Source organism: Paenibacillus sp. PK1-4R (assembly GCF_030369595.1).
Lineage (GTDB): Bacteria > Bacillota > Bacilli > Paenibacillales > Paenibacillaceae > Paenibacillus.
The window spans coordinates 5,469,091-5,490,963 of record NZ_CP126535.1 but is presented as its reverse complement, the minus strand read 5'-3'; the positions used below and the strand labels follow the sequence as shown (position 1 = coordinate 5,490,963).

Sequence of the window (21,873 nt, the reverse complement as noted above, 5' to 3'; positions counted from 1 at the left end):
AATCAGATGACGGAATTAGACGGGACAGATGCAGCAGCTCCTTTACTTACGTATAACGAGGCCGTGGACTGGATCAATGGCCTTATTCCTTTTGGCATCCGACCTGGATTGGAACGAATCGAGAGTCTGATGTCCATGTTAGGCAATCCACACCAACGTCTCAAATTTATTCATGTCGCGGGAACGAACGGCAAAGGTTCGACTTGCGCTTTTTTGACGTCAGTGCTTCTTCAGGCGGGATATGATGTGGGTACCTTTACGTCGCCTTATATCACCAAGTTTACAAACCGTTTTCAATACAACGGTGAGGATATTCCTGAAGAAATCCTGCTTAAGCTCTCGAATCGATTACAACCACTGGTCATGGAAATGGCCTCCACTCCGCTTGGATCACCCACGATGTTTGAGGTGTCCACGGCTCTCGCGCTTCTGTACTATGCAGAGGAGTGTTACCCTGACGTTGTGGTATGGGAGACGGGGCTAGGGGGAAGGATGGACGTAACGAATATTGTCGCACCTGTTGTGTCCGTCATCACCAACATTGGTATGGATCATACGGATGTGCTTGGAGATACGATTGAGCAGATTGCTGGAGAAAAGGCAGGTATTATCAAGCCGGGAGTACCCGTTGTGACTTGCGCGACTCAACCCGAAGCTGTGAAGGTGATTCAGGAGAAAGCACAGCAGCTTCAATCAAGCGTGTATTTGGCTGGAGATCAATTCTCTTATCATAGACTGGACAGCAATGAGAACGGACAATCTTTTCATTTTACAGGCCCGTTTCGTGATCTGGACGTTCGCATACGCATGCAGGGCTCACATCAATGTGACAATGCAGCGGCCGCACTTATGGTGCTTGAATTGCTCAGACAATACATGGCATTTATGCTGGATGACAACGATATTGCACTTGGACTGGAGAATGCTTTCTGGGCAGGGAGATTCGAAAAAGTCGTCGATGAACCTCGAATTGTGCTCGATGGAGCACATAATCCGGAAGGGGCAGAGTCACTGGCCAAGAGCATTATGGATGTCTATCCGCACAACAAGTTAATTTTGATGATGGGTATGTTGGCAAATAAGCATCACGAAGCGTATTTGCAGCATATACTGCCACTAGTGGATACGCTGATCCTGACCGAGCCAGATTTCCGACGCAAAATGGATGCAGCCGAATTGCTGCAGATTGTCGAACGGGTACGTCCCGCCATTGCGAAGCAGGAACTGGAAATCATCGTCGAGCCCGAATGGGCAAAGGCACTTGATCTATTGAAGTCACGGACGGAAGCGGAAGATCTGGGGGTGGTCTCCGGCACACTGTACCTGATTGCGGATGTGCGGGCAGCCCTTTTGCATCAAACCGATTCTGAAAAAGGTTGGTGAAAGTTTTGTTAAATACATCGGAACACGTTCATTTTATAGGGATTGGCGGATATGGCATGAGTGCCATCGCAAGAGTTATGTTGGAAATGGGATACACCGTTACCGGATCGGATGTCGCTTCACAGGAGTTGACCGAGAAGTTGGCAGCCAAGGGAGCGAAAATATATATCGGACATACGGCAGAGCACGTCACTGGAGCAGATCTTGTTGTCTACTCTACGGCAGCGCCTGCTGATAATGTGGAACGGGTAGCAGCTGCAGAGCTGAACATTCCGATTCTGCATCGTTCCCAGATGCTTGCACGTTTGTTGAACGAACGTAAAGGTGTGGCTGTTGCTGGAGCTCACGGTAAAACAACCACCTCATCCATGATTGCACTTGTTATGGATAAATGTGATACGGACCCGACATATATCATTGGCGGAGAAATCATGAATGTGGGTACCAATGCCAAAGCAGGCCAAGGAGACTGGGTTGTCGCTGAGGCGGATGAGAGCGATGGCTCATTTTTGCAGTACCATCCATGGCTCGGTATTGTAACGAATATTGAGGCAGATCATCTGGAGAATTATAACAGTGATTTTGAGGAGCTCAAAAAGGCTTATGTGCAGTTCCTGAGCCAGATTCGTCCGGAAGGAACAGCGATTGTGTGTTCTGACGACGAGAATGTTCAAGCGATTTTGCCAGAACTCAAGTCACGGATTACAACTTATGGTATTGATCGTGCTGCGGATTATACGGCAACGGATATTGTATTGGGCGATCGCCGTATCTCCTTTACGATGAATCATCAGGGTGCTGCTATGGGCACGGTGGAATTATCAGTGCCGGGTAAGCATAACGTTTATAATGCGATGGCTACTGTGATTACCTGTCTGGAAGCAGGCATTCCATTTGAGAAGATTGTGGCAGCTATCATTCAGTTCCACGGAGCCAAACGCAGATTCCAGGTATTGGGCGAGGCGCGCGATATGCTGATCATTGATGATTATGCTCATCACCCGACTGAGATTGAAGCTACCATTAGTGCCGCCAAAGCAACGGGCAAACGTATTATTGCGGTATTCCAGCCACAGCGTTATACGCGTACGTTCTTCCTGCTGGATGCGTTCAGTCGTGCTTTCGCGGAAGCGGATGAGGTGCTTATTACGGATATCTATTCTCCTGCAGGCGAAAAACAGATCGAAGGCGTAACCTCAGCCAGACTGGTTGAACTGATCGTTCAAAACAGTAATGCTTCTGCACGTTACCTCCCTACAAAAGAAGAAGTTGTAGCTGATCTGCAGCATCGTTTGCAGCCAGGAGATCTTGTGATTACGATGGGTGCAGGTGATATTTGGAAAGTCGGCGATACACTTGCCAAAGGTTTGAAATAAATCAAATGAGAAATCGCCTGTCTTCGATACGAAGCAGGCGTTTTTTTGCGTTATATGGAATGTTTTCTCCAGTCTCTGCATATAGCTGATATAAATGGGACAAAGGAGAGGGTACGGGTGAGCAATGCTAGAATGACGTTTCGCTTCGGGGATCATGAGTCGGACAAGCCTGAAAACAAGAGGATATCCGCGTCCAGTCCATTGGTGACGTTAAGTGAAGAATTACCGCATAATCAACCGCTAACGCCTAAGCAGATGGATACAACCCCATCATGGACGCCTGAGGATATCCCCGGAGACTGGGGAGAGACGGTGCTGACAAGCTCTACTGTACCTGAACCTGACGAGCGGGTGAGCCATGATTCGAACTTGAACTTGGATGAGGCCCATTATTTTGGGAACCGTACCGGTTACGGTTATGTTAATCACACCGATAATCCGGAGGAAGAGCGTCGTGATCTGTCCAATACACATGATGATCAAGGCCACGACTGGCTTGCAGATTCAGAGAACTATTCCTATAAACGCAATCGCCCTCCAAGGGGATGGAAAATGATTGGTTCTGTCACTGGGGCACTTGTTACCGGAGCGCTTTTCGGCATGGTTATTCTTTCATTTTTCAATAAAGAAGGAGCCGTCAAGCCAGGCGATCTTCTGCCCGTCAATCAGGCAGTTTCCACTGTGACGGGTCAGGAGGGGGCTGCAGGTACAGAACAGCAGGTTCAGACAGCGGCGACTGGCAGCACGTATTATGCACTTCAATACGGCGTATTCAGTTCTCCTGAACGAGCTGAGCAAGCCAAGCTTGAGCTGGCTCAGGCAGGTATAGCCGCGGGTTCTGATCCTGAAGATGGCAATCGAGTATATGCAGGCATTTCAGCTGATCGTGAAGAGGCCAAGCTACTTAGCTCCAGGCTAAAAGCCCAGGGAGTTGAACTGTACGTCAAGGAGATCGTGAACCCTGAGATCAATCCGGCTATATTCGGTGGCAAGCAAGAGGATGTGCAGCTTTTCTTCACAAACAGTTCTGCACTGGTTGAACAATTATCTACCTTGTCCATTCAGCAACTGGGTCAGTCTGCTCCGGCAGCAGTCTCTACAGAAACAATGACCGCGATTCAAAATAAGCACGAGTCATGGCTGACGGGATTGAATAGTCTTACACCTGGTCTGACCACAGATGTACAACCTATTATTGGCGGAATGGAGAAATCAATGAACAGCGCAATTACGGCTATCGCGGAGTACAACAAAAACCCGGATGATGTGCACATGTGGTCCGTGCAGTCCGATCTGATGGAATATGTACTGCAGCAGAAAAAATGGCTCGAAGCGATAAAGCAGTAACATGCTCTTTCCCATAACAACGCTTGGAAATACCCATCCGGCAAGGAACTGGAAATAGTTCCCCTTGCCGGATTTGTGTTTGTATTGACGTACAAAACCCCGTATAATAATGTGGGTGTCAAAAAATGGCGAGGGAAGATTACCGATGAAAAAAAACTTCGGCATGTTATTGCTGTTTCTGCTGCTCGGCTGGATGGCCGGAGCGTGGATCGCCAAGGCACTGCAGCCTGTTAAGGCAGTAGCCTTTCTTACGAAAGCCACGACCATACGTTGGTCGCCGCAGGCTGATCTGGATATTATCAGTTATGATATTTCACTTCAATTTCAAATGAGCCTTCTGAGTCTGATCGGTATGATTGCCGCTGTGTGGCTGTATCGCAGACTGTAGGAGAATGACGAGTTATGACGAAAAAAAATTAAACCAGTGACATCTATTATCGTGATCCGGACAGGATGTTGCCGTGGCATAAGGAGCCGTTCATTTTGGATAACACTCAACAGCGCCCTATTATTCTGGCCTCCACATCGCCTCGGCGCAAAGAACTGATCGCATCACTCCACCTAGCGTTTGATGTAATACCAAGTCATGCCAATGAAGATACACCACCAGAGTGGACACCTGAACAGACGGTACAGGAGCTTGCTTTGCGCAAGGCGCTTGCCGTGTATCGCGGGCTTGAAGGCCGCGAGCAGGAAGCCATTATTGTAGGTAGTGACACCGTTGTTGTTCTGGATGGTGAGATTTTAGGCAAACCCGTAGACGAAGCGGATGCTGAACGTATGTTATCCCGGCTGCAGGGCCGTGTACATCGGGTGTTTACGGGCGTCGCTTGTATTGATGCGGGCAATGGACAGTCGTTAGTTCATTACCGCCAGACCGATGTAACGATGAAAGAACTGTCGGATGCGACCATTCGTGCTTATGTGCAGACAGGTGAGCCTTCAGACAAAGCAGGATCATATGCCATTCAGGGCATTGGTGCTTCACTGATCGACCGCATTGAAGGATGTTATTTTAATGTGGTTGGCTTGCCGCTATCCTTGCTAAGTGATATGTTGGACGGGTTCGGCGTACATGTGTTGCCACGAACATGAATGAAGCAAAATGTTGTGAAATGAAAAGAGGGAACATATGGAGTCGCCTCAATACATGATGCGCGACATCCCCCAGGAAGAACGCCCGAGAGAACGCATGATGGAATACGGGGCGGGCGCCTTAAGCCATGCTGAATTGTTGGCAATTTTACTTCGAACAGGCACAAGACAGGAATCGGCGGTGCATATGGCACAGCGGATTCTGACCGAGGCGGGTGGAATTCGCTCGTTAATGGATCTGAGTCTGGAAGAATTGACTGCGATGAAAGGGATCGGCAATGCCAAGGCTGTGCAATTGAAAGCTGGCATTGAGCTGGGGCATCGGATTGCCAAGAGCAGACTCACACAGTCGACTTCAATTCGTACACCGCGTGATGCAGCTGATATCCTGATCGAACAATTGCGTTATTTGCAAAAAGAACATTTTGTGTGTCTCTTTCTGAATAGCAAAAATCATATTATTGCCCAGGAAACACTCTCCATGGGCAGCCTTAACGCTTCGATTGTACATCCGCGTGAAGTGTTCCGGGCTGCCATCAAATGCAGCAGCGCATCGATTGTGTGCGCACACAACCATCCGAGTGGTGATCCTACGCCCAGTCCGGAGGATATCCAAATAACCAAGAGACTGATTGAAGCAGGCGCTATTGTTGGCATTGACGTGCTTGATCATATTATTATCGGAGATGGAACGTACGTAAGTTTGAAGGAGAAGGGCTTAGTATAATATAATGGTTGGCGTTGATGTTTTCCTATGAATGTTAACGGCGTTGTCCGTAAAAGATAGGTTCACTTTACTAATGCAAAAAAACAAATGCGAATATTAGCTCCACGTGTTGCGTGGGAATGAAATTATCACGCTCTGGATCAGAATAGAGCGGCTATATGAGGCAGAAAAGGAGATTATGTTATGTTTGGTGGTTTTACGAAAGATTTGGGTATTGACTTGGGGACAGCAAATACGTTGGTTTATGTACGAGGAAAAGGAATTGTGGTGCGCGAACCTTCGGTTGTCGCTATACGGACAGATACAAAAAGCATTGAGGCAGTAGGTGAAGCCGCCAAAAAAATGATTGGTCGTACACCAGGTAACATTCGTGCCATTCGTCCAATGAAAGATGGCGTTATTGCCGATTTTGATACAACGGCAACGATGATCAAATATTTCATCCGTGAGGCGCAGAAACAACGCTCCATGTTCCAACGTCATCCAAACGTGATGGTATGTGTACCATCCGGGATCACGGCAGTAGAACAACGTGCGGTTGAAGATGCAACAAAACAGGCTGGAGCACGTGAAGCCTATACAATTGAAGAGCCTTTTGCAGCTGCAATTGGTGCAGATCTTCCTGTATGGGAACCAACAGGTAGTATGGTTGTAGATATTGGTGGCGGTACAACGGAAGTGGCTGTTATCTCTCTTGGTGGTATTGTGACGAGCCGTTCGGTTCGTGTAGCAGGTGACGAGATGGACGAATCCGTTATCCAGTACATCAAACGTCAATACAATCTGATGATCGGTGAGCGTACATCGGAGCAATTGAAGATGGACATCGGATCAGCAATGCCATTGGAACAAGTAGAAACGATGGAAATTCGTGGACGTGACCTTGTAACAGGTCTGCCGAAGACAATTACGATTACTTCGGACGAGATCAGTGAAGCGCTGGCTGATACCGTGAATGCAATTGTTGAAGCGGTAAAAGTAACACTGGAAAAATGCCCGCCTGAACTTGCAGCTGATATCATGGATCGGGGTATCGTTCTTACAGGTGGTGGGGCATTGCTTCGCAACCTGGACAAGCTTCTGGCTGGTGAGACAGGAATGCCTGTCATTGTGGCTGAGAACCCGCTGGATTGTGTAGCAATCGGAACAGGTAAAGCGCTAGAGAATATTCATTTGTTCAAAAGCAGAAGCAGTTCGGCAGTTCGTTCCAAACGTTAATTGGTATTTGCCTAACTTGGCATAGCGACCAAGTGGCAAGGTATCTTTATAGAGGACCCGGTTAACCCCGGGGATGAGCTATTACCCGCTTAACAGGGGAGGATCGGCTGATATTCTCGCAGGGACTACAGGTCTGACAGTCTCCCCGCCGGGCATGGCTCGGAAGAGAATATGGATGTTAGAGGGTGTTCGAACTGTTTAAACTGCTAGGCAACAAAAGACTTTTTGTTTTGCTGGTGGGCCTTGTTACATTTATCGCGTTAATGGGCTTTACGCTCAGTCCGCGAACCACTCTATCCTGGCCGGAGAAATTCCTGAAGGATTCAGTTGGATTTGTACAATACGTATTTTACAAGCCCGCTTCCTATGTAGCGGGCTTTTTCAAAGATGTAGCGAACATGCGTACGGTATATGAAGAGAATGAAGAGCTTCGTATCGCAATGGGTCACTATACCCGTGATCGGCTGAAGTACAATGATATGGAGCAAGTGAATGAGCAGCTTCAGAAAGCGCTCAATTTCACCGAAGAACAGAAAAATCGTTATAATTACGGTTCACGAATTGCTCAGGTTATCAGTGCCAATTCGGATCCAAATAGTAGAACCATTAACATTGATATCGGTGAAAATGCGGGAATTAAGCCGGGGATGGCCGTTACCTCCCAGGAAGGGCTGGTCGGCGTAATCAGTCATGTTAGCTCATATACATCAACGGTTAATCTGTTAACGTCCATGGACGCCAACGATCCGACATCCAATGCCATTGCAGCAACAGCAGTAGGTAAAGAGAAGGTGTTTGGTATGATTGAGAGCTACGATCCGAAGACGGGCATGCTCAAGATGACCAAAATCTCGGAGGATTCAAACATCAAAAAGGGTGATGAGATCATCTCTTCGGGGATCATCAATAACTTTCCCAAGTATATGCGGATTGGTGAAGTGGAAAAGGTTGAAGTTGGGGAGTACGGTTTAACTCGGACTGCGATTATCAAACCATATGCTAGCTTCCTTGACTGGAAAGAGCTGATTGTCATTATCCCGCCTGAGGTAAAAGAATAATGGTAACGCGCAAGCAAGTTTTGTTTCTGTTACTATTCGTTTTGTTCATTGCGGAAGGTACAATTTTGCCGTTGCTCATCCCTTCTGGCTGGCAGATGCGTATTTCTGCCAATCTGGTCTATATCGTAATTTTGTTTATTGCTGTATATCATCATCGACACACGGCACTAGTGCTCGGTATATTTTTTGGACTATTGCATGACGTCGTATTCTACGGCGAGATGATTGGACCTTATGGATTCTCGATGGGATTATCGGCATACATGATGGGACTCATTTTTCAAGCACCGCGTGCACCACTGCCGGTTATGGTATCGGTTGTCATTTTGGGAAGTCTGCTTAATGACACCATGCTATTCTTCCTGTACAAGCTCTTCCAACTTAACCACGTGACCTTTGACTGGGCGTTGATTGAATACATGATTCCTAATTTGTTCATTCATTTTGTGTTTGCCTTGATCATATATGTCCCGCTTCGGAAACAATTGGAGCGGATCGGCAAGAGACGGAGCAAGACAGAAGAAGCTTCCTAAATACATTTATGGAGCGCAAAGCAGGAACTTGGGGCCCCGGGCACGAAATGTAATGAGATGGGAGGGACAGGCTTATGACGGTAAAATCGAATCACGTAACGATTAAAGGCATCCGAGACGGCCTGGTTTTCCTGTTGGACGATCAATGTGAATTCGAGGAATTGCTCTATGAGCTCCGCTATAAGCTGGAACACAGCCATCAAAATATTTTGACCGGACCGATTGTTCATGTGGATATCAAGTTGGGTGCCCGCGAAGTGACAGAGGACCAGAAAGAAGCAATTCTCGATATATTGAAGCAAAAAGGGAATCTTCTTATCCGATCCATCGACTCACCTGCACTCCAACCGGAGGTTAAAGGACCGCCGCCGATTGTAACCATGTGTGGTATGGTGCGTTCAGGTCAGGTGCTTCATCATGAAGGAAATCTCCTGTTTCTTGGGGATATCAATCCGGGGGGCACAGTGACGTGTACCGGAGATATATATGTGTTGGGTTCACTCAGAGGTATGGCTCATGCCGGAATTGGCGGGGACGAGGAAGCGATCATTGCCGCTTCGGTATTTGCACCGACGCAGCTACGGATTGCGGATATAATCAGTCGTCCTCCCGATGAATGGGAGAGCCGAGAGACCGGAATGGAATTTGCTTACTTACAGGACAATCAGATGCAGATAGACAAAATGAGCAATATCGTTCGGTTACGCCGAGATTTTAATGTGTTTAAAGGAGTGTAGCTCATGGGAGAGGCGATCGTGATCACTTCGGGTAAAGGCGGCGTGGGTAAAACAACCACCTCGGCAAACATCGGGACAGCGCTGGCGCTGCTCGGCAAAAAGGTTTGTCTGGTAGATACCGATATCGGCCTTCGTAATTTGGATGTCGTGATGGGACTCGAAAACCGTATTATTTACGATCTGTGCGACGTTGCGGACGGCCGCTGCCGTCTGAATCAGGCTTTGGTCAAAGACAAGCGTTTCGAAGAATTATATATGTTGCCTGCGGCGCAGACGAGAGACAAAAACTCAGTGTCGCCAGAGCAGGTCAAGGATATTATCCTTGAATTGAAAAAAGATTTTGAATACGTCATTATTGATTGCCCAGCCGGCATAGAGCAGGGTTTCAAAAATGCGGTAGCAGGAGCAGATCAGGCCATCGTGGTCACTACACCGGAAAATGCTGCAGTACGTGATGCGGATCGTGTCATTGGCCTGCTGGAGAGCTCACACATTCAATCACCAAAGCTGGTGGTGAATCGAATTCGCAATAATATGGTTAAATCGGGTGACATGTTAGATATCGATGGTATTTTACAAGTACTTAATATTGACCTGATTGGCATCGTGCCTGATGATGAACTGGTCATCAAAGCTGCCAATTCAGGAGAACCTACGGTCATGAATCCGGATTCACTTGCGGCGATTGCGTATCGGAATATCGCACGACGCATTCTGGGAGATACGGTTCCATTGATGCAGCTGGAGCAGAAAAAGGGAGCTTTCACTCGTTTCAAAAAGTTCTTCGGAATGGGTTAACTCATTAAACGAACTTATTCATAAAGCAATTACATGACAGCCGTGGCTCATAGCCCGGCTTTTTTTGTTACCTGCTGGCAGGCTTGTTCATATTATCAAGCGCCTCTTCATAGGATGTAGTAAACAAGCCTCGGCGGGAGGACATTCCATGAACATGAAACTCAGAATCAAGCAGAGACGAGAAGAACGCATCCGGCGACTGATGGATGGTGCCACTGTGGAGGTCCTACAGGAGCAGAAATTAGGTTCACTGTTGGACAAGAATGAGAACATACACCCAAAACCATTTACGCCTAGTGAGGGGATACAGGAAAGAGATCCGGAATGGTTGTGGAAAAAAGAGAATGGTCATTTCGTTCCAGGGGGGCATTCGAGATTCAACCTGTTCAAGTCACTTCTCAAACGGACGGTTATTAGCGCTTTGATATTTGGCGGAGTATGGGGTCTGTTTCAGTTGGATACATCGTGGACGACATCACCCAAAACAGTAATTGCCGATGCACTCCATCGGGATATGGATTTTGCCTCAGCAGCGGTCTGGTATGAACGGCATTTTGGAGGAACACCTTCGTTTCTTCCAGTTCTCGGACATACGACGGATGCCGTGAACGGATTGAAAGTAAGGCAGTTACTGGGCAAACCGATCTCAGGCACAGTCGTGCAGCCATTTGCGCTAAGCATGAAGGGAATTGAGATCGTTCCGGATGCCGCGGGTGCAGAACTTATACAGGTCGCAAGTTCGGATGCAGGGCGTGTCATGGAGGTTATCGGGGATGCAGCCAGTGGATTCACAGTTGTCATCCAACATACAGGCAATGTCACGGCAATATACGGTCGGTTGAACGAAAGTGAAGTGAACGTGAATGATTGGGTGGAAGCGGGGAATCCAGTGGGGAGTCTCAAGGCTACGGGTGGTGAACAACCGGCCACGCTCTATTTTGCAGTCAAAGAGGGGGAGGAGTACGTAGACCCGGCGGAAGTCGTTGCCCTTGATTAGGGTGTGGGGAGTCCGCATTACGTTTCATCCTTTTTTTGTAATTATCATGATGGCCTCCCTTCTGACTGGACATTTTATTGAGCTTATTACGTTGTTTGCCATCGTATTCATTCATGAATGTGGACATGCTGCGGCTGCAGCCCTTCTGGGCTATCGTGTCTTGTCAATCCAGATGCTCCCTTTTGGAGGAGTAGCGGTTATCGAAGATGGAGGTACTATAACGGCCTACCGGGAAATCATGATTGCTCTGGCAGGTCCATTACAAAACATGCTGATGGTTGGTGTGGTTTTGCTGTTGCAGTATGGCAATCTGGGCGATCCGGTTTTTCTCAATTATATCATTCAGGGGAATCTGCTTATCGCCCTCTTCAATCTGCTGCCTGTACTTCCTCTGGACGGAGGTAAAATTGTTCAGGCACTTGTCAGTCTGTGGGCACCCTACTATACAACATTAATGTGGACTTACAGAATTAGCATTCTGTGTAGCGTAGGGGTTATTTTATATGCTATCAGCCGATGGTTTACTGGGGACTACGGCTTACCGCTCAACATTCTGTTAATCGGACTTTTTTTGTTTTATTCCAACGTAACGGATTACCGAAATGTGCCCTATCGCTTCATCCGTTTTCTCATGAATCGTGAGGGTGTGTTCGCTCGTCATGCGGCTACCGGCAGTTTGGCGCAGCCAATAATCTCATTTCCGGCGAAACCTTTGGACACTATTTTGCGTCTATTAAAGAGAGAAAGATACCATATGGTATACGTGATGAACAGACAGGGTCGAATTATGGCCGTCTTGCCTGAGCAACGGATTATCGGTTCCTATTTTCAACAAAATGGTGATAAATTGTAGTGTTCTGGTGGACCTGTTCTGAAATGGGTTAATACATGTACAATGAGAATTGAAAAGATATTGAAATGGATGTGGATGAATTGAATTGTCTTCTAGAGGTGAAGCCATGAAACAAATGATAGTACATAATGAACATAACCTCATGCAAATGGCGCTTCTGGAAGAAGGCAAAGCTGTGGAATTTACGGCAGAGCGTACACGCGAGCGTGGACTGCTGGGTTCCTTTTTCAAGGGACGGGTCGTGAATGTGTTACCGGGTATGCAGGCTGCTTTTGTGGATATTGGTCAGAAAAAGAATGCGTTTCTCTATGTGGACGATGTGTTGCATCCCCATCTGGAGAAACAGCCCAAGGTGAAGCCTTCCATCTCGGAGTTGCTTCGTCCGGGTCAGGAAGTCATTGTTCAGGTTCTGAAAGAACCGGTAGGAGGCAAGGGAGCCCGGGTGACGACTCATTATTCACTCCCGGGCCGTTGGCTTGTCTACATGCCTGTTGCTGACTATGTAGCGGTATCCAAGAAAATTGCCCGTGAAGGGGATCGTTCCCGTCTTAAGGCACTTGGGGAGCAACTGAGGCGGGATGAAGAAGGACTTATTATTCGAACCGTATCTGGAGAAGAGCAGCATGAAGCCATTAAGTCGGACTTGGAAACATTACGCGCGCAGTGGTATCTAATTCGCGAAAAAGCGGACAGTTTGCCTTCACCAAGCCTCTTGCATCGGGATCATAGCATGGTACAGCGAATCATCAGAGATGTGTATACCCCAGGGAGTGACGAAGTCATCACTGATAGTGAAGGACAAGCCCGTGAGGTAAAAGCATTGCTGGAAGAGATTAGTCCTGGTCATCAACCCAAAGTACAGGTGTATCGGGGAACAGAATCCATCTTTGCTGCCTATGGTGTGCAGGAACAGTTGAATAAGGATTTTGCCCGGAAAGTGTGGTTACCCGGAGGCGGATACATTGTCATTGATCATACCGAAGCTCTGACTGTAGTGGATGTGAACACAGGCAAATATACGGGAGCTGGCGGTGACAGTCTGGAAGAGACCGTGACAGAGACCAACATACAGGCAGCAGTGGAGATTGCCCGTCTGATGCGCCTGCGAGATATCGGTGGCATGATTATTGTCGACTTCATTGATATGGAGGAAGCCTCGAATCGGCATGAAGTCGCAGCAACTTTGGAGGGTGAGCTCAAGAAGGATCGGACTAAAGCGTTTGTAATGGGTTGGACCAAGCTGGGCTTGCTGGAACTTACCCGTAAGAAAGTGCGGGAAGAAAGTACGTTACCCTATGTGGAGCCGTGTTCTTCCTGCCATGGTACGGGAAAAAGATATATTTCACCTTTGCATTGATTTTTGATATATTGCGTGATATAATCTTCAAGTATGTGTTTAGCCTAATGGTCTTGCACATGCTGTAACCGCACTGGCCGGGTATAAGAACAGTTCCGCAAGGACACTGTCACCTGAGAACGGGCGAGTCTGAGACATGAGGAGGTGCAAGGCAAATGTACGCAATTATTGAAACAGGCGGCAAACAGTACAAAGTCCAAGAGGGCGATGTTCTGTTCATCGAGAAATTGACTGCGAACGATGGCGAAAGCGTAACGTTCGACCGTGTCCTGGCTGTATCTAACGATCAAGGTTTGACAGCAGGTACACCATTGATTTCCGGAGCTACTGTAACGGCTAAAGTGGAGAAACATGGCAAAGGACAAAAGGTTATCGTATACAAATACAAACCTAAAAAGAACTACCATGTGAAGCAAGGTCACCGTCAACCGTACACTAAAGTAACTATCGAAAAAATCAAAGCGTAAAGAAGGTGCGATAAGTGATTATCGTTCAAATCTTTCGTGATGAGGACGGGAACATCGAACGATTTTCCATCGAAGGGCATGCTAATTTTGCCAAGCGGGGAGAAGACATCGTATGTGCCGGGGTATCCGCTGTCACAGTGGGTACGGTGAACTCGATTGAAACATTGACCGGTGTCGAAATGGATGCCAAGATGAAGAATGGCTTTTTAAGTGGTTCTTTACCTTTGTTAGATAGAGGAGAAACTTGGTCCCAGGTACAATTGTTACTCGAATCCATGGTGGTTATGCTCTCTAATATTGCAGAGTCATACGGGAAGTATATTAAAATACAGCAACTCAAATAAGCAAAGAAGGAGGACAACCAATCATGTTGAAATTAAATCTTCAGTTATTCGCATCGAAAAAAGGTGTAGGTTCCACGAAGAACGGACGTGACAGTAATGCTCAACGTCTGGGTGTTAAACGTGCTGATGGTCAAACTGTAACTGGTGGTAGCATTCTCGTTCGCCAACGCGGAACGAAAATTCACCCAGGAACTAACGTTGGCATCGGTAAAGATGACACTTTGTTCGCGAAAATCGACGGCGTTGTAAAATTCGAACGTTGGGGACGCGATCGCAAAAAAGTAAGCATCTATCCTGTTAATGTTGCTCCTGTAGCAGCAGCAGTAGAAGCGTAATATCGGCATTCCGCCTAAGGAGCCTTCGGCATTTTTGCCGAAGGTTTTTTGTATTCAACGGTTATTCGATAATGAACTGGCAGAAAAGACATGTTATACTTGGTTACGGTGGGTGTAGACCAACCGAGTTTTGTAGAACGGGGAGAAGCCATGAAATCTTGGAAAAGAGTGCCGTGGATTGCGGCATGTTCACTTCTGATTCCTTTGGTTTTCGTTATGTTGTATCCGGCGATGATCTCAAGCGTCGTGTGCGCATTGTGGTCCGTCGCAGTATTGCTCATTTCTGTGAATGCGATGAAGAAACAGGCGGAGGCGGAACGCAGAGCCATCATACAATCCATGGAAAAAACAGCAATTGCTTCATTAAATCATCATCGACACGACTGGATGAACGACCTTCAGGTGTTATATGGATATCTTCGGCTGGGCAAACTTGATAAATCCTTGCAATGTGTGGAAAGAATAAAAGAGCGGGTTACAGAAGAAAGCCGAATCTCCAGATTAGGCATTCCTTCCCTCGTATTTTATCTTCAGTCTTTTCGCGCCAGTGGAATTGCGCTGGACTTGCATGTGGAAATAGAAGATGAGTTGCAGCTTAGTGCTCTGGTCTCTCCCGAGGATGGCGAGTCACTTACCGGGGCGATTGCGGATGCAATCAGGGCCTATCAATATGGCGGCGGCCGGTCTTCTTGGGGAGAGGTTCGCAAACTGACCTTGAACTTCGGACAGGATCATGGAGATGTGGTTGTCCGACTGGATGGGGATCAAACACCCGATCCGGAAACACTGCGGCAGCTTACTGCCGTACTCAAAGGAAAAAAAGTCAGAACGGAGCAGTTTCCGTCTGAGGATACGTTTATACAATTCAGAATGCCGTGTGGAATATAGGAAGAAGGGGTTAACCAATGTTTGTAGATAAAGCGAAGATTTATGTAAAAGCCGGAGACGGAGGGGACGGAATTATTTCGTTCCGTCGTGAGAAGTATGTACCAAACGGCGGACCTGCCGGGGGCGATGGAGGCAGAGGAGCTGACATCATTTTCCGCGTGGATGAAGGTTTGCGTACATTGATGGATTTCCGTTACCAGCGTCACTTCAAGGCCCCGCGTGGTGAGAAGGGACGTAATAAAAGTCAGCATGGTGCAAACGCGGAGAACATGATTGTGCGCATTCCACCAGGAACTATCATCTTGGATGAAGACAGTGGAGAAGTACTGGCGGATATGACACGTCACGGTCAACAGGTTGTTATTGCACGTGGTGGACGGGGCGGACGGGGTAACATCCGATTTGCTACACCGAACAATCCTGCACCTGAACTTGCTGAGAACGGTGAAGAAGGACAAGAGCGTTACATTGTACTCGAACTGAAAGTTATGGCAGATGTTGGTCTGGTTGGTTTCCCGAGTGTCGGAAAGTCCACATTGCTTTCTGTCGTTTCGTCAGCCAAGCCAAAGATCGGTGCATACCATTTCACAACCATTACACCGAATCTGGGTGTAGTCGGTGTAGGAGAAGGCCGAAGCTTCGTCATGGCCGATTTGCCTGGACTGATTGAAGGTGCGCATGAAGGGGTCGGACTGGGACATGAGTTCTTGCGTCATGTCGAGCGTACTCGTATTATTGTTCATGTCGTAGATATGTCGGGTTCGGAAGGGCGCGATCCTTTTGAAGACTGGCAGAAAATCAATGACGAATTGAAGTTGTACAATCCGCTTCTCGCCGAGAGAACACAAATTGTAGCAGCTAATAAGATGGATATGCCAGACTCTGAAGCGAACCTGGAGCAATTTTTACAGCAAGTTCGTGAAGTTCAACCTGATATTGAAGTGATGCCAATTTCATCCTTGACCCGAAAAGGGATTCAAGAACTTCTGTATCGTGCAGCTGATCTGCTGGATCAGGTTCCAGACGAGCGAGTGGTTGAAGAGGTAGCAGATGTATCTGAACGTAAAGTATACAGTCTGGACAAAAAAGAAGACGATGGTTTCAAAATTGTGCGTGAGAACGAAATGTTCGTTGTCGAAAGTGCCAAGATTGACCGCATGATGAAACGGATGCAATTGAACTCACATGAAGCTATACTGAAGCTCGCACGTACACTGCGTTATATGGGTGTGGACGCTGAGTTGCGTAAGCGTGGAGCTGTAGAAGGCACCATCGTGCGTATTGGAGACTTTGAATTCGAATTCGTGGAAGGCAGCAGTTACTACTAAGTAGCCGTCTTCCGTGGAGAGACAGATTGATATAGGAACGCAGAGAAGTGGGAAGTTGACCCGCAACTCTGCGTTTTTTTTGTTTTTTCCTGACATGGGAGAGGGATAAACTTGTATACTGTGAGGAACGTATTTCAAAAAATAGGCGTGTCATGTATTGCCCTTTTGTCATAGATCCTATATAATGTCCACTATATGAATACATGAGTCTTTGAGGAGAGGACGTTCTGTGAACGAACGCTATTACTTAGTACGGGAAGATATTTTACCAGAGGCAGTGGTGAAGACCATGCAGGTAAAAGAACTACTGGCTTCTGGTGATGTTAAAACAGTGCATGAGGCGGTTGAGCAGGTCGGATTAAGCCGGAGTGCCTTTTACAAGTACAAAGATGGGATTCATCTGATCAACCAGCTTGAGCGTGAGAGAATTGTAACGATCTCCATTGATCTGGAGCATCAGTCGGGTATCTTGTCTCGTGTGCTTGGACATGTAGCTGGTTATGGAGCTAATGTACTCACGATTAATCAGAGTATCCCGCTTCAAGGAAGAGCCAATGTTGTCATTTCGGTGGAAACGACACATCTTCATGGCGAAATTGGTGAAATGCTGGATCGAATGCAAGATATGCCTGGCGTAAGACGTACACGTATTGTAGGCCAAGGGTAATTAGGCTTTAACATACAGGACTGACAGACAAGAATAGACATTAGGGGGTAGATCGTTAGTGAAACCAGTAAAAGTCGGATTGTTGGGTCTGGGAACTGTTGGAACGGGAGTCGTTCGCATTGTGGAAGGGAATCAGGAGGATCTGAGCAGTCAGGTTGGATCGCCGATTGTCATCGAGAAGATCGCAGTGAAAAATACAGAGAAAGAACGTGTTATTGCTGTAGACCGTGCCAAGCTTACGGAAGATCCTTGGGAAGTCATTCGTCATCCGGATATTGATGTCATCGTTGAAGTCATGGGCGGCATTGATCAGACGAAGGAGTATATTCTTGAAGCATTGGAACGTGGGAAACATATCGTAACAGCAAACAAAGATCTCATGGCACTGCATGGTACAGAGATTTTGGCGAAGGCCCAGGAGAAGCAATGTGACGTATTCTATGAGGCAAGTGTTGCTGGAGGGATTCCGATCATTCGTACGCTGATTGAAGGGTTCTCTTCTGACAGGATTACCCGCATTATGGGGATTGTGAACGGAACAACGAACTTTATTCTGACCAAAATGAGTCAGGAAGGTGCATCCTATGAAGAAGTACTGGCTGAAGCACAGGCTCTGGGATACGCCGAATCCGATCCAACTTCCGATGTGGAGGGACTTGACGCAGCTCGCAAAATGGCGATCTTGAGTACACTCGGTTTCCGCACCAATGTGGAGTTGAAGGATGTAACCGTTAAAGGAATATCCTCCGTAACTCGTGAAGACATTATGTATGCCAAAAGATTGGGCTATGAGATGAAGTTACTTGGTATTGCGGACCGTATTGGCGATGAGATCACAATTAGCGTTCAGCCGACGATGGTTAGACAAAATCACCCGATTGCTTCAGTCAACGGTGTGTTCAACGCAGTATATGTACACGGTGAAGCTGTAGGGGAGACGATGTTCTACGGTGCAGGTGCGGGAGAACTCCCAACGGCAACTTCGGTTGTAGCTGACATTGTAGCGGTTACCAAAAACCTTAAACTTGGCGTGAACGGTCTCAAAGCCATTGTGCCTTATAAGACGAAGCGACTGCAAAGCGACGAGCAGATCGTGTCGAAAAACTTTATTTTATTACACGTAGACGATAAAGCCGGTGTATTGGCACAAATCACACAAATTTTCGCAGAGTATGATGTCAGTCTGGCGTCGGTTGTTCAACAGCCGAATGAGCACAACCCGGATGCCGAGATCATTATCGTTACACATAATGCAAGCAAGGCAAGCATGGATAAGGTGTTAAAACATTTTGAATCACTCAGCGTCATTCGCCGCATTAAGAGTGTCTACCGGGTCGAAGGATAAATGTCACTATCCCATACGGCATCTCAATTATTTCAGTTATAACGTACAAGTTAATCATATCCGGTTCAACAGGTCATCATTTCAGATTATTAAAACATAAAGGAGATTACCCACAATGAGATATCAAGGACTTTTGCAAACGTACAGAGAGCACCTTCCGGTTAATGAAAATACACCCCTGCTTACGCTTCAGGAAGGAAATACACCGTTGATTCATGCAGAGAATCTGTCTGAGGAACTTGGCTTGAATGTTTACTTCAAATACGAAGGTTTGAACCCTACGGGATCTTTCAAAGACCGCGGTATGGTTATGGCTGTTGCCAAAGCTATGGAAGAGGGTAGCCGTACGATCATGTGTGCATCCACAGGTAATACATCAGCAGCTGCAGCAGCCTACGCCGCACGTGGTGGCCTCAATTGTATCGTACTAATCCCGAATAACAACATTGCACTGGGTAAACTGGCCCAAGCCATGATCTATGGAGCTAAGGTGATTGCGATCAATGGTAACTTTGACCGTGCACTGGAGATTGTGCGTGAGATCACAGCCAAACATCCGATCACGCTTGTAAACTCTGTGAATCCGTTCCGGATTGAAGGACAGAAGACAGCAGCGTTTGAAGTAATTGAACAACTTGGCGAAGCGCCTGACGTTCTGGCAATTCCAGTCGGCAATGCGGGGAATATCTCGGCGTATTGGAAAGGTTTCAAAGAATATAAAGAGGCAGGCAAGTCCAGCACACTTCCACGTATGGTTGGTTTCGAAGCAGAAGGTGCGATGGCCATTGTAAAAGGTGAGCCGATCCTTGAACCTGAAACAGTAGCAACAGCGATTCGAATCGGTAATCCGGCGAGCTGGAAAACGGCAGTAGCTGCAGCTGAGGAATCTGGTGGACAAATCAACTATGTAACGGATGAACAAATCCTGACAGCGTATCGTACGCTTGCTTCTCGGGAAGGAATTTTTGCTGAACCTGCTTCTGCGGCTTCCCTTGCCGGTGTATACAAACTGAAGAGTGAAGGGTACTTTAAAGGCGGAGAGACTGTAGTTTGTGTACTGACAGGTAATGGCCTGAAAGATCCTAATATTGCGATCAAAACAGTAGCGACTGAGCCACTTGTTGTTGAAGATACGGAAGAAGCAGTAATGGCGGCCATTGCACAGTTGGAGCAGCAATCTGTATGAGTTTGCGTGAAAAGGTAACCGTAAAAATACCTGCAAGCACAGCCAATCTCGGTCCGGGGTTTGACACCCTGGGCATGGCATTGTCTTTGTACGCCTGGTTGGAAATGAAACCTGCCGAGCAGACGACATTTCATCTTCACGGCGATCATTTGACAGGACTGCCTACGGATAAATCGAATTTGATCTATGAAGTCGCACAGATGGTATTTGATGAAGCTGGGGTATCCGTACCTGAATTGGAGATTTCCATGTATTCCGATATTCCGCTTACGCGGGGACTTGGGAGTAGTGCATCAGCCATCGTTGGTGCACTGGCGGCAGCGAATGCATTAATTGGTGCTCCTTTATCCGATGCGAAACTCCTGGATATGGCCACATCCCTCGAGAAGCATCCTGACAATGTGGGAGCATCTCTGTATGGCGGTATTATTACGGCTGCATGGAATGGTCAACAGGTAGATCATATACGTATTGAACCACACCAGGATTTGCAGGCTTTGGTTATTGTACCTGAATTCCAGCTGTCTACTTCAAAAGCTAGGAATGTGATTCCTGAGCAATTTGGCATGTCTGATGTGGTGCATAACATCAGCAGATCCTCACTGCTCGTTGCTGCTTTGGCGAGTGGGCGACTGGATATGATTCAGAAGGCGATGTCAGATCGAATTCACCAACCGTACCGGGCATCATTGGTGCCAGGCATGGCTGAGATATTGGAACATGCTGTCGATCATGGAGCGTTGGGAGCTGCCCTGAGCGGAGCCGGACCGACCGTATTGACTTTGGTGGATCGTCATGACACCCGAAAAGCGGAATTGGAACAATATTTGCTGGAGACCATGAAGCGGGAAGGCATATCTGCTACTGCACTGTGGCTCGATCCGGATTTGGACGGTGTAACCGTATTGCCTGATCAAGACGAACGTCCTTTTCTGGACAGAATCAAAGGGGAAGTTAATGTATGAAACGAATTGCAGTGTTACCTGAAGGCTCGGTTTCCCATGAAGCGATAGATTTCCTTTTTAACAGTGAACCGTTAGATTTGCATCACTCCAAGCTGATTTCGGATGTTTTTCGAGCAACGGACAGCGGGACTACACAATACAGTGTCATTCCGATTGAAAATACCATTGAGGGTTCCGTTAGTCTGCATATGGACTGGCTTGTGAATGAAGTCGACATTCCAATGCAAGCGGAGTGGGTATACCCATCCATCCAGAATGTCATTGGACATGGCTCGGAATTTAAGACGGAGAGCGGCGAGTATGATTTCAGTAAAATTACCAAGATCATGTCTCATCCTGTGGCTATTCCGCAGTGTCAGAATTTTATTCGGCTGCATTCGCCTGGGGCGAACCTTGAAGGTGTGAACAGTACAGCCGAAGCTGTAGAAATTGTGAAAAAAAATCCGGGTAAGGGCTGGGTAGCCATCGGTACCAAGCTTGCTGCTCAGAAGCATGGTCTGGACATTATGGCTGAACGGGTTACAGATCATGACAACAACTATACCCGTTTTGTGCTCATCGGCCATGAACCTGTGAACATTCCACGTGAACCGGATCATGTGAAAACCAGCTTGCTGGTGACGTTGCCAGAAGATGCACCGGGTGCGTTGCATCAGGTATTGTCGGCATTTGCCTGGCGGAAGCTGAATTTGACCCGACTTGAATCTCGTCCAACGAAGAAACAATTGGGCAGTTACTATTTCTACATTGACGTTGTGGAAACGGTGGATTCGGTATTGCTCACCGCAGCCATGGGGGAGATTGAGGCGTTGAATTGTCAGGTGCGCGTTCTTGGTAGCTATCCTTGTTATACATATCCTTCGAGGTAA

The 21,873-nt window shown here is 47.3% G+C and carries 24 protein-coding genes and 1 other annotated feature; all 24 genes read left to right on the top strand.

The features are described from left to right. Positions 1-6: 6 nt before the first annotated feature. The 24 genes from QNO02_RS23895 (at position 7) to pheA (ending at position 21,873) form a co-directional block, all read left to right on the top strand. Positions 7-1,383, top strand: a complete 1,377-nt coding sequence (locus tag QNO02_RS23895; protein WP_091037984.1) for a bifunctional folylpolyglutamate synthase/dihydrofolate synthase — start codon at positions 7-9, stop codon at positions 1,381-1,383. 5 nt (positions 1,384-1,388) lie between these two features. Beyond that, entirely contained in the window at positions 1,389-2,759 is a 1,371-nt protein-coding gene (gene murC, locus QNO02_RS23890) for a UDP-N-acetylmuramate--L-alanine ligase (RefSeq protein WP_076333701.1), read from the top strand. 117 nt (positions 2,760-2,876) lie between these two features. Beyond that, on the top strand, positions 2,877-4,106 hold the full coding sequence (locus QNO02_RS23885; RefSeq protein WP_165980408.1) for an SPOR domain-containing protein: 1,230 nt from the start codon (positions 2,877-2,879) through the stop codon (positions 4,104-4,106). Positions 4,107-4,251: 145 nt separating this feature from the next. After that, positions 4,252-4,494 (top strand): DUF4321 domain-containing protein, encoded by a 243-nt coding sequence (locus QNO02_RS23880; protein WP_047841183.1) that lies wholly within the window; start codon positions 4,252-4,254, stop codon positions 4,492-4,494. Positions 4,495-4,589: 95 nt separating this feature from the next. After that, entirely contained in the window at positions 4,590-5,201 is a 612-nt protein-coding gene (locus QNO02_RS23875; protein ID WP_091037560.1) for a Maf family protein, read from the top strand. Positions 5,202-5,238: 37 nt separating this feature from the next. After that, a complete protein-coding gene (gene radC / locus QNO02_RS23870; protein WP_091037557.1) occupies positions 5,239-5,928 on the top strand; it encodes a RadC family protein in 690 nt (229 codons plus the stop codon). Positions 5,929-6,111: 183 nt separating this feature from the next. Beyond that, the gene (locus QNO02_RS23865; RefSeq protein WP_024633969.1) at positions 6,112-7,146 is read left to right on the top strand and encodes a rod shape-determining protein; all 1,035 of its coding nucleotides are present in this window, start codon (positions 6,112-6,114) and stop codon (positions 7,144-7,146) included. Between the two features lie 185 nt (positions 7,147-7,331). Beyond that, complete coding sequence (mreC, locus tag QNO02_RS23860) at positions 7,332-8,204, top strand: rod shape-determining protein MreC (RefSeq protein ID WP_047841182.1); 873 nt, start codon at positions 7,332-7,334, stop codon at positions 8,202-8,204. After that, entirely contained in the window at positions 8,204-8,737 is a 534-nt protein-coding gene (mreD, locus tag QNO02_RS23855; RefSeq protein WP_036605906.1) for a rod shape-determining protein MreD, read from the top strand. The genes mreC and mreD overlap by 1 nt, the downstream gene beginning before the upstream one ends. A 74-nt stretch (positions 8,738-8,811) precedes the next feature. Then, a complete protein-coding gene (gene minC / locus QNO02_RS23850; RefSeq protein WP_017692615.1) occupies positions 8,812-9,474 on the top strand; it encodes a septum site-determining protein MinC in 663 nt (220 codons plus the stop codon). Between the two features lie 3 nt (positions 9,475-9,477). Next, positions 9,478-10,272 carry a septum site-determining protein MinD gene (minD, locus tag QNO02_RS23845; RefSeq protein ID WP_053783092.1) on the top strand — a complete coding sequence of 265 codons (795 nt, stop codon included), beginning with the start codon at positions 9,478-9,480 and terminating at the stop codon, positions 10,270-10,272. A gap of 148 nt (positions 10,273-10,420) precedes the next feature. Beyond that, a complete protein-coding gene (locus tag QNO02_RS23840; RefSeq protein WP_289390242.1) occupies positions 10,421-11,269 on the top strand; it encodes a M23 family metallopeptidase in 849 nt (282 codons plus the stop codon). After that, entirely contained in the window at positions 11,262-12,122 is an 861-nt protein-coding gene (locus QNO02_RS23835; protein WP_289390241.1) for a M50 family metallopeptidase, read from the top strand. Before QNO02_RS23840 ends, QNO02_RS23835 begins: the two co-directional genes overlap by 8 nt. A 106-nt stretch (positions 12,123-12,228) precedes the next feature. Further along, entirely contained in the window at positions 12,229-13,479 is a 1,251-nt protein-coding gene (locus QNO02_RS23830; RefSeq protein ID WP_091037546.1) for an Rne/Rng family ribonuclease, read from the top strand. A gap of 56 nt (positions 13,480-13,535) precedes the next feature. Beyond that, positions 13,536-13,620: a sequence feature (ribosomal protein L21 leader region), on the top strand. Positions 13,621-13,634: 14 nt separating this feature from the next. Beyond that, entirely contained in the window at positions 13,635-13,946 is a 312-nt protein-coding gene (gene rplU / locus QNO02_RS23825) for a 50S ribosomal protein L21 (protein ID WP_091037543.1), read from the top strand. Between the two features lie 14 nt (positions 13,947-13,960). Then, positions 13,961-14,290: a ribosomal-processing cysteine protease Prp gene (locus QNO02_RS23820; RefSeq protein WP_091037540.1), complete on the top strand. Its 330-nt coding sequence runs from the start codon at positions 13,961-13,963 to the stop codon at positions 14,288-14,290. Positions 14,291-14,313: 23 nt separating this feature from the next. Beyond that, complete coding sequence (gene rpmA, locus QNO02_RS23815; protein WP_017692622.1) at positions 14,314-14,625, top strand: 50S ribosomal protein L27; 312 nt, start codon at positions 14,314-14,316, stop codon at positions 14,623-14,625. Between the two features lie 90 nt (positions 14,626-14,715). Continuing rightward, positions 14,716-15,513 carry a Spo0B domain-containing protein gene (locus tag QNO02_RS23810; protein ID WP_235193928.1) on the top strand — a complete coding sequence of 266 codons (798 nt, stop codon included), beginning with the start codon at positions 14,716-14,718 and terminating at the stop codon, positions 15,511-15,513. Positions 15,514-15,530: 17 nt separating this feature from the next. After that, positions 15,531-16,841: a GTPase ObgE gene (gene obgE / locus QNO02_RS23805; protein ID WP_076216952.1), complete on the top strand. Its 1,311-nt coding sequence runs from the start codon at positions 15,531-15,533 to the stop codon at positions 16,839-16,841. 229 nt (positions 16,842-17,070) lie between these two features. Then, positions 17,071-17,508 carry an ACT domain-containing protein gene (locus QNO02_RS23800; RefSeq protein ID WP_017692625.1) on the top strand — a complete coding sequence of 146 codons (438 nt, stop codon included), beginning with the start codon at positions 17,071-17,073 and terminating at the stop codon, positions 17,506-17,508. A gap of 58 nt (positions 17,509-17,566) precedes the next feature. Then, positions 17,567-18,853, top strand: a complete 1,287-nt coding sequence (locus QNO02_RS23795) for a homoserine dehydrogenase (protein ID WP_133387123.1) — start codon at positions 17,567-17,569, stop codon at positions 18,851-18,853. A 115-nt stretch (positions 18,854-18,968) separates the two neighbouring features. Next, positions 18,969-20,039, top strand: coding sequence for a threonine synthase (thrC, locus tag QNO02_RS23790; protein WP_036673546.1), 1,071 nt, complete (start codon positions 18,969-18,971; stop codon positions 20,037-20,039). Beyond that, on the top strand, positions 20,036-21,004 hold the full coding sequence (gene thrB / locus QNO02_RS23785; RefSeq protein WP_091037538.1) for a homoserine kinase: 969 nt from the start codon (positions 20,036-20,038) through the stop codon (positions 21,002-21,004). Before thrC ends, thrB begins: the two co-directional genes overlap by 4 nt. Then, the gene (pheA, locus tag QNO02_RS23780) at positions 21,001-21,873 is read left to right on the top strand and encodes a prephenate dehydratase (RefSeq protein WP_091037536.1); all 873 of its coding nucleotides are present in this window, start codon (positions 21,001-21,003) and stop codon (positions 21,871-21,873) included. Before thrB ends, pheA begins: the two co-directional genes overlap by 4 nt.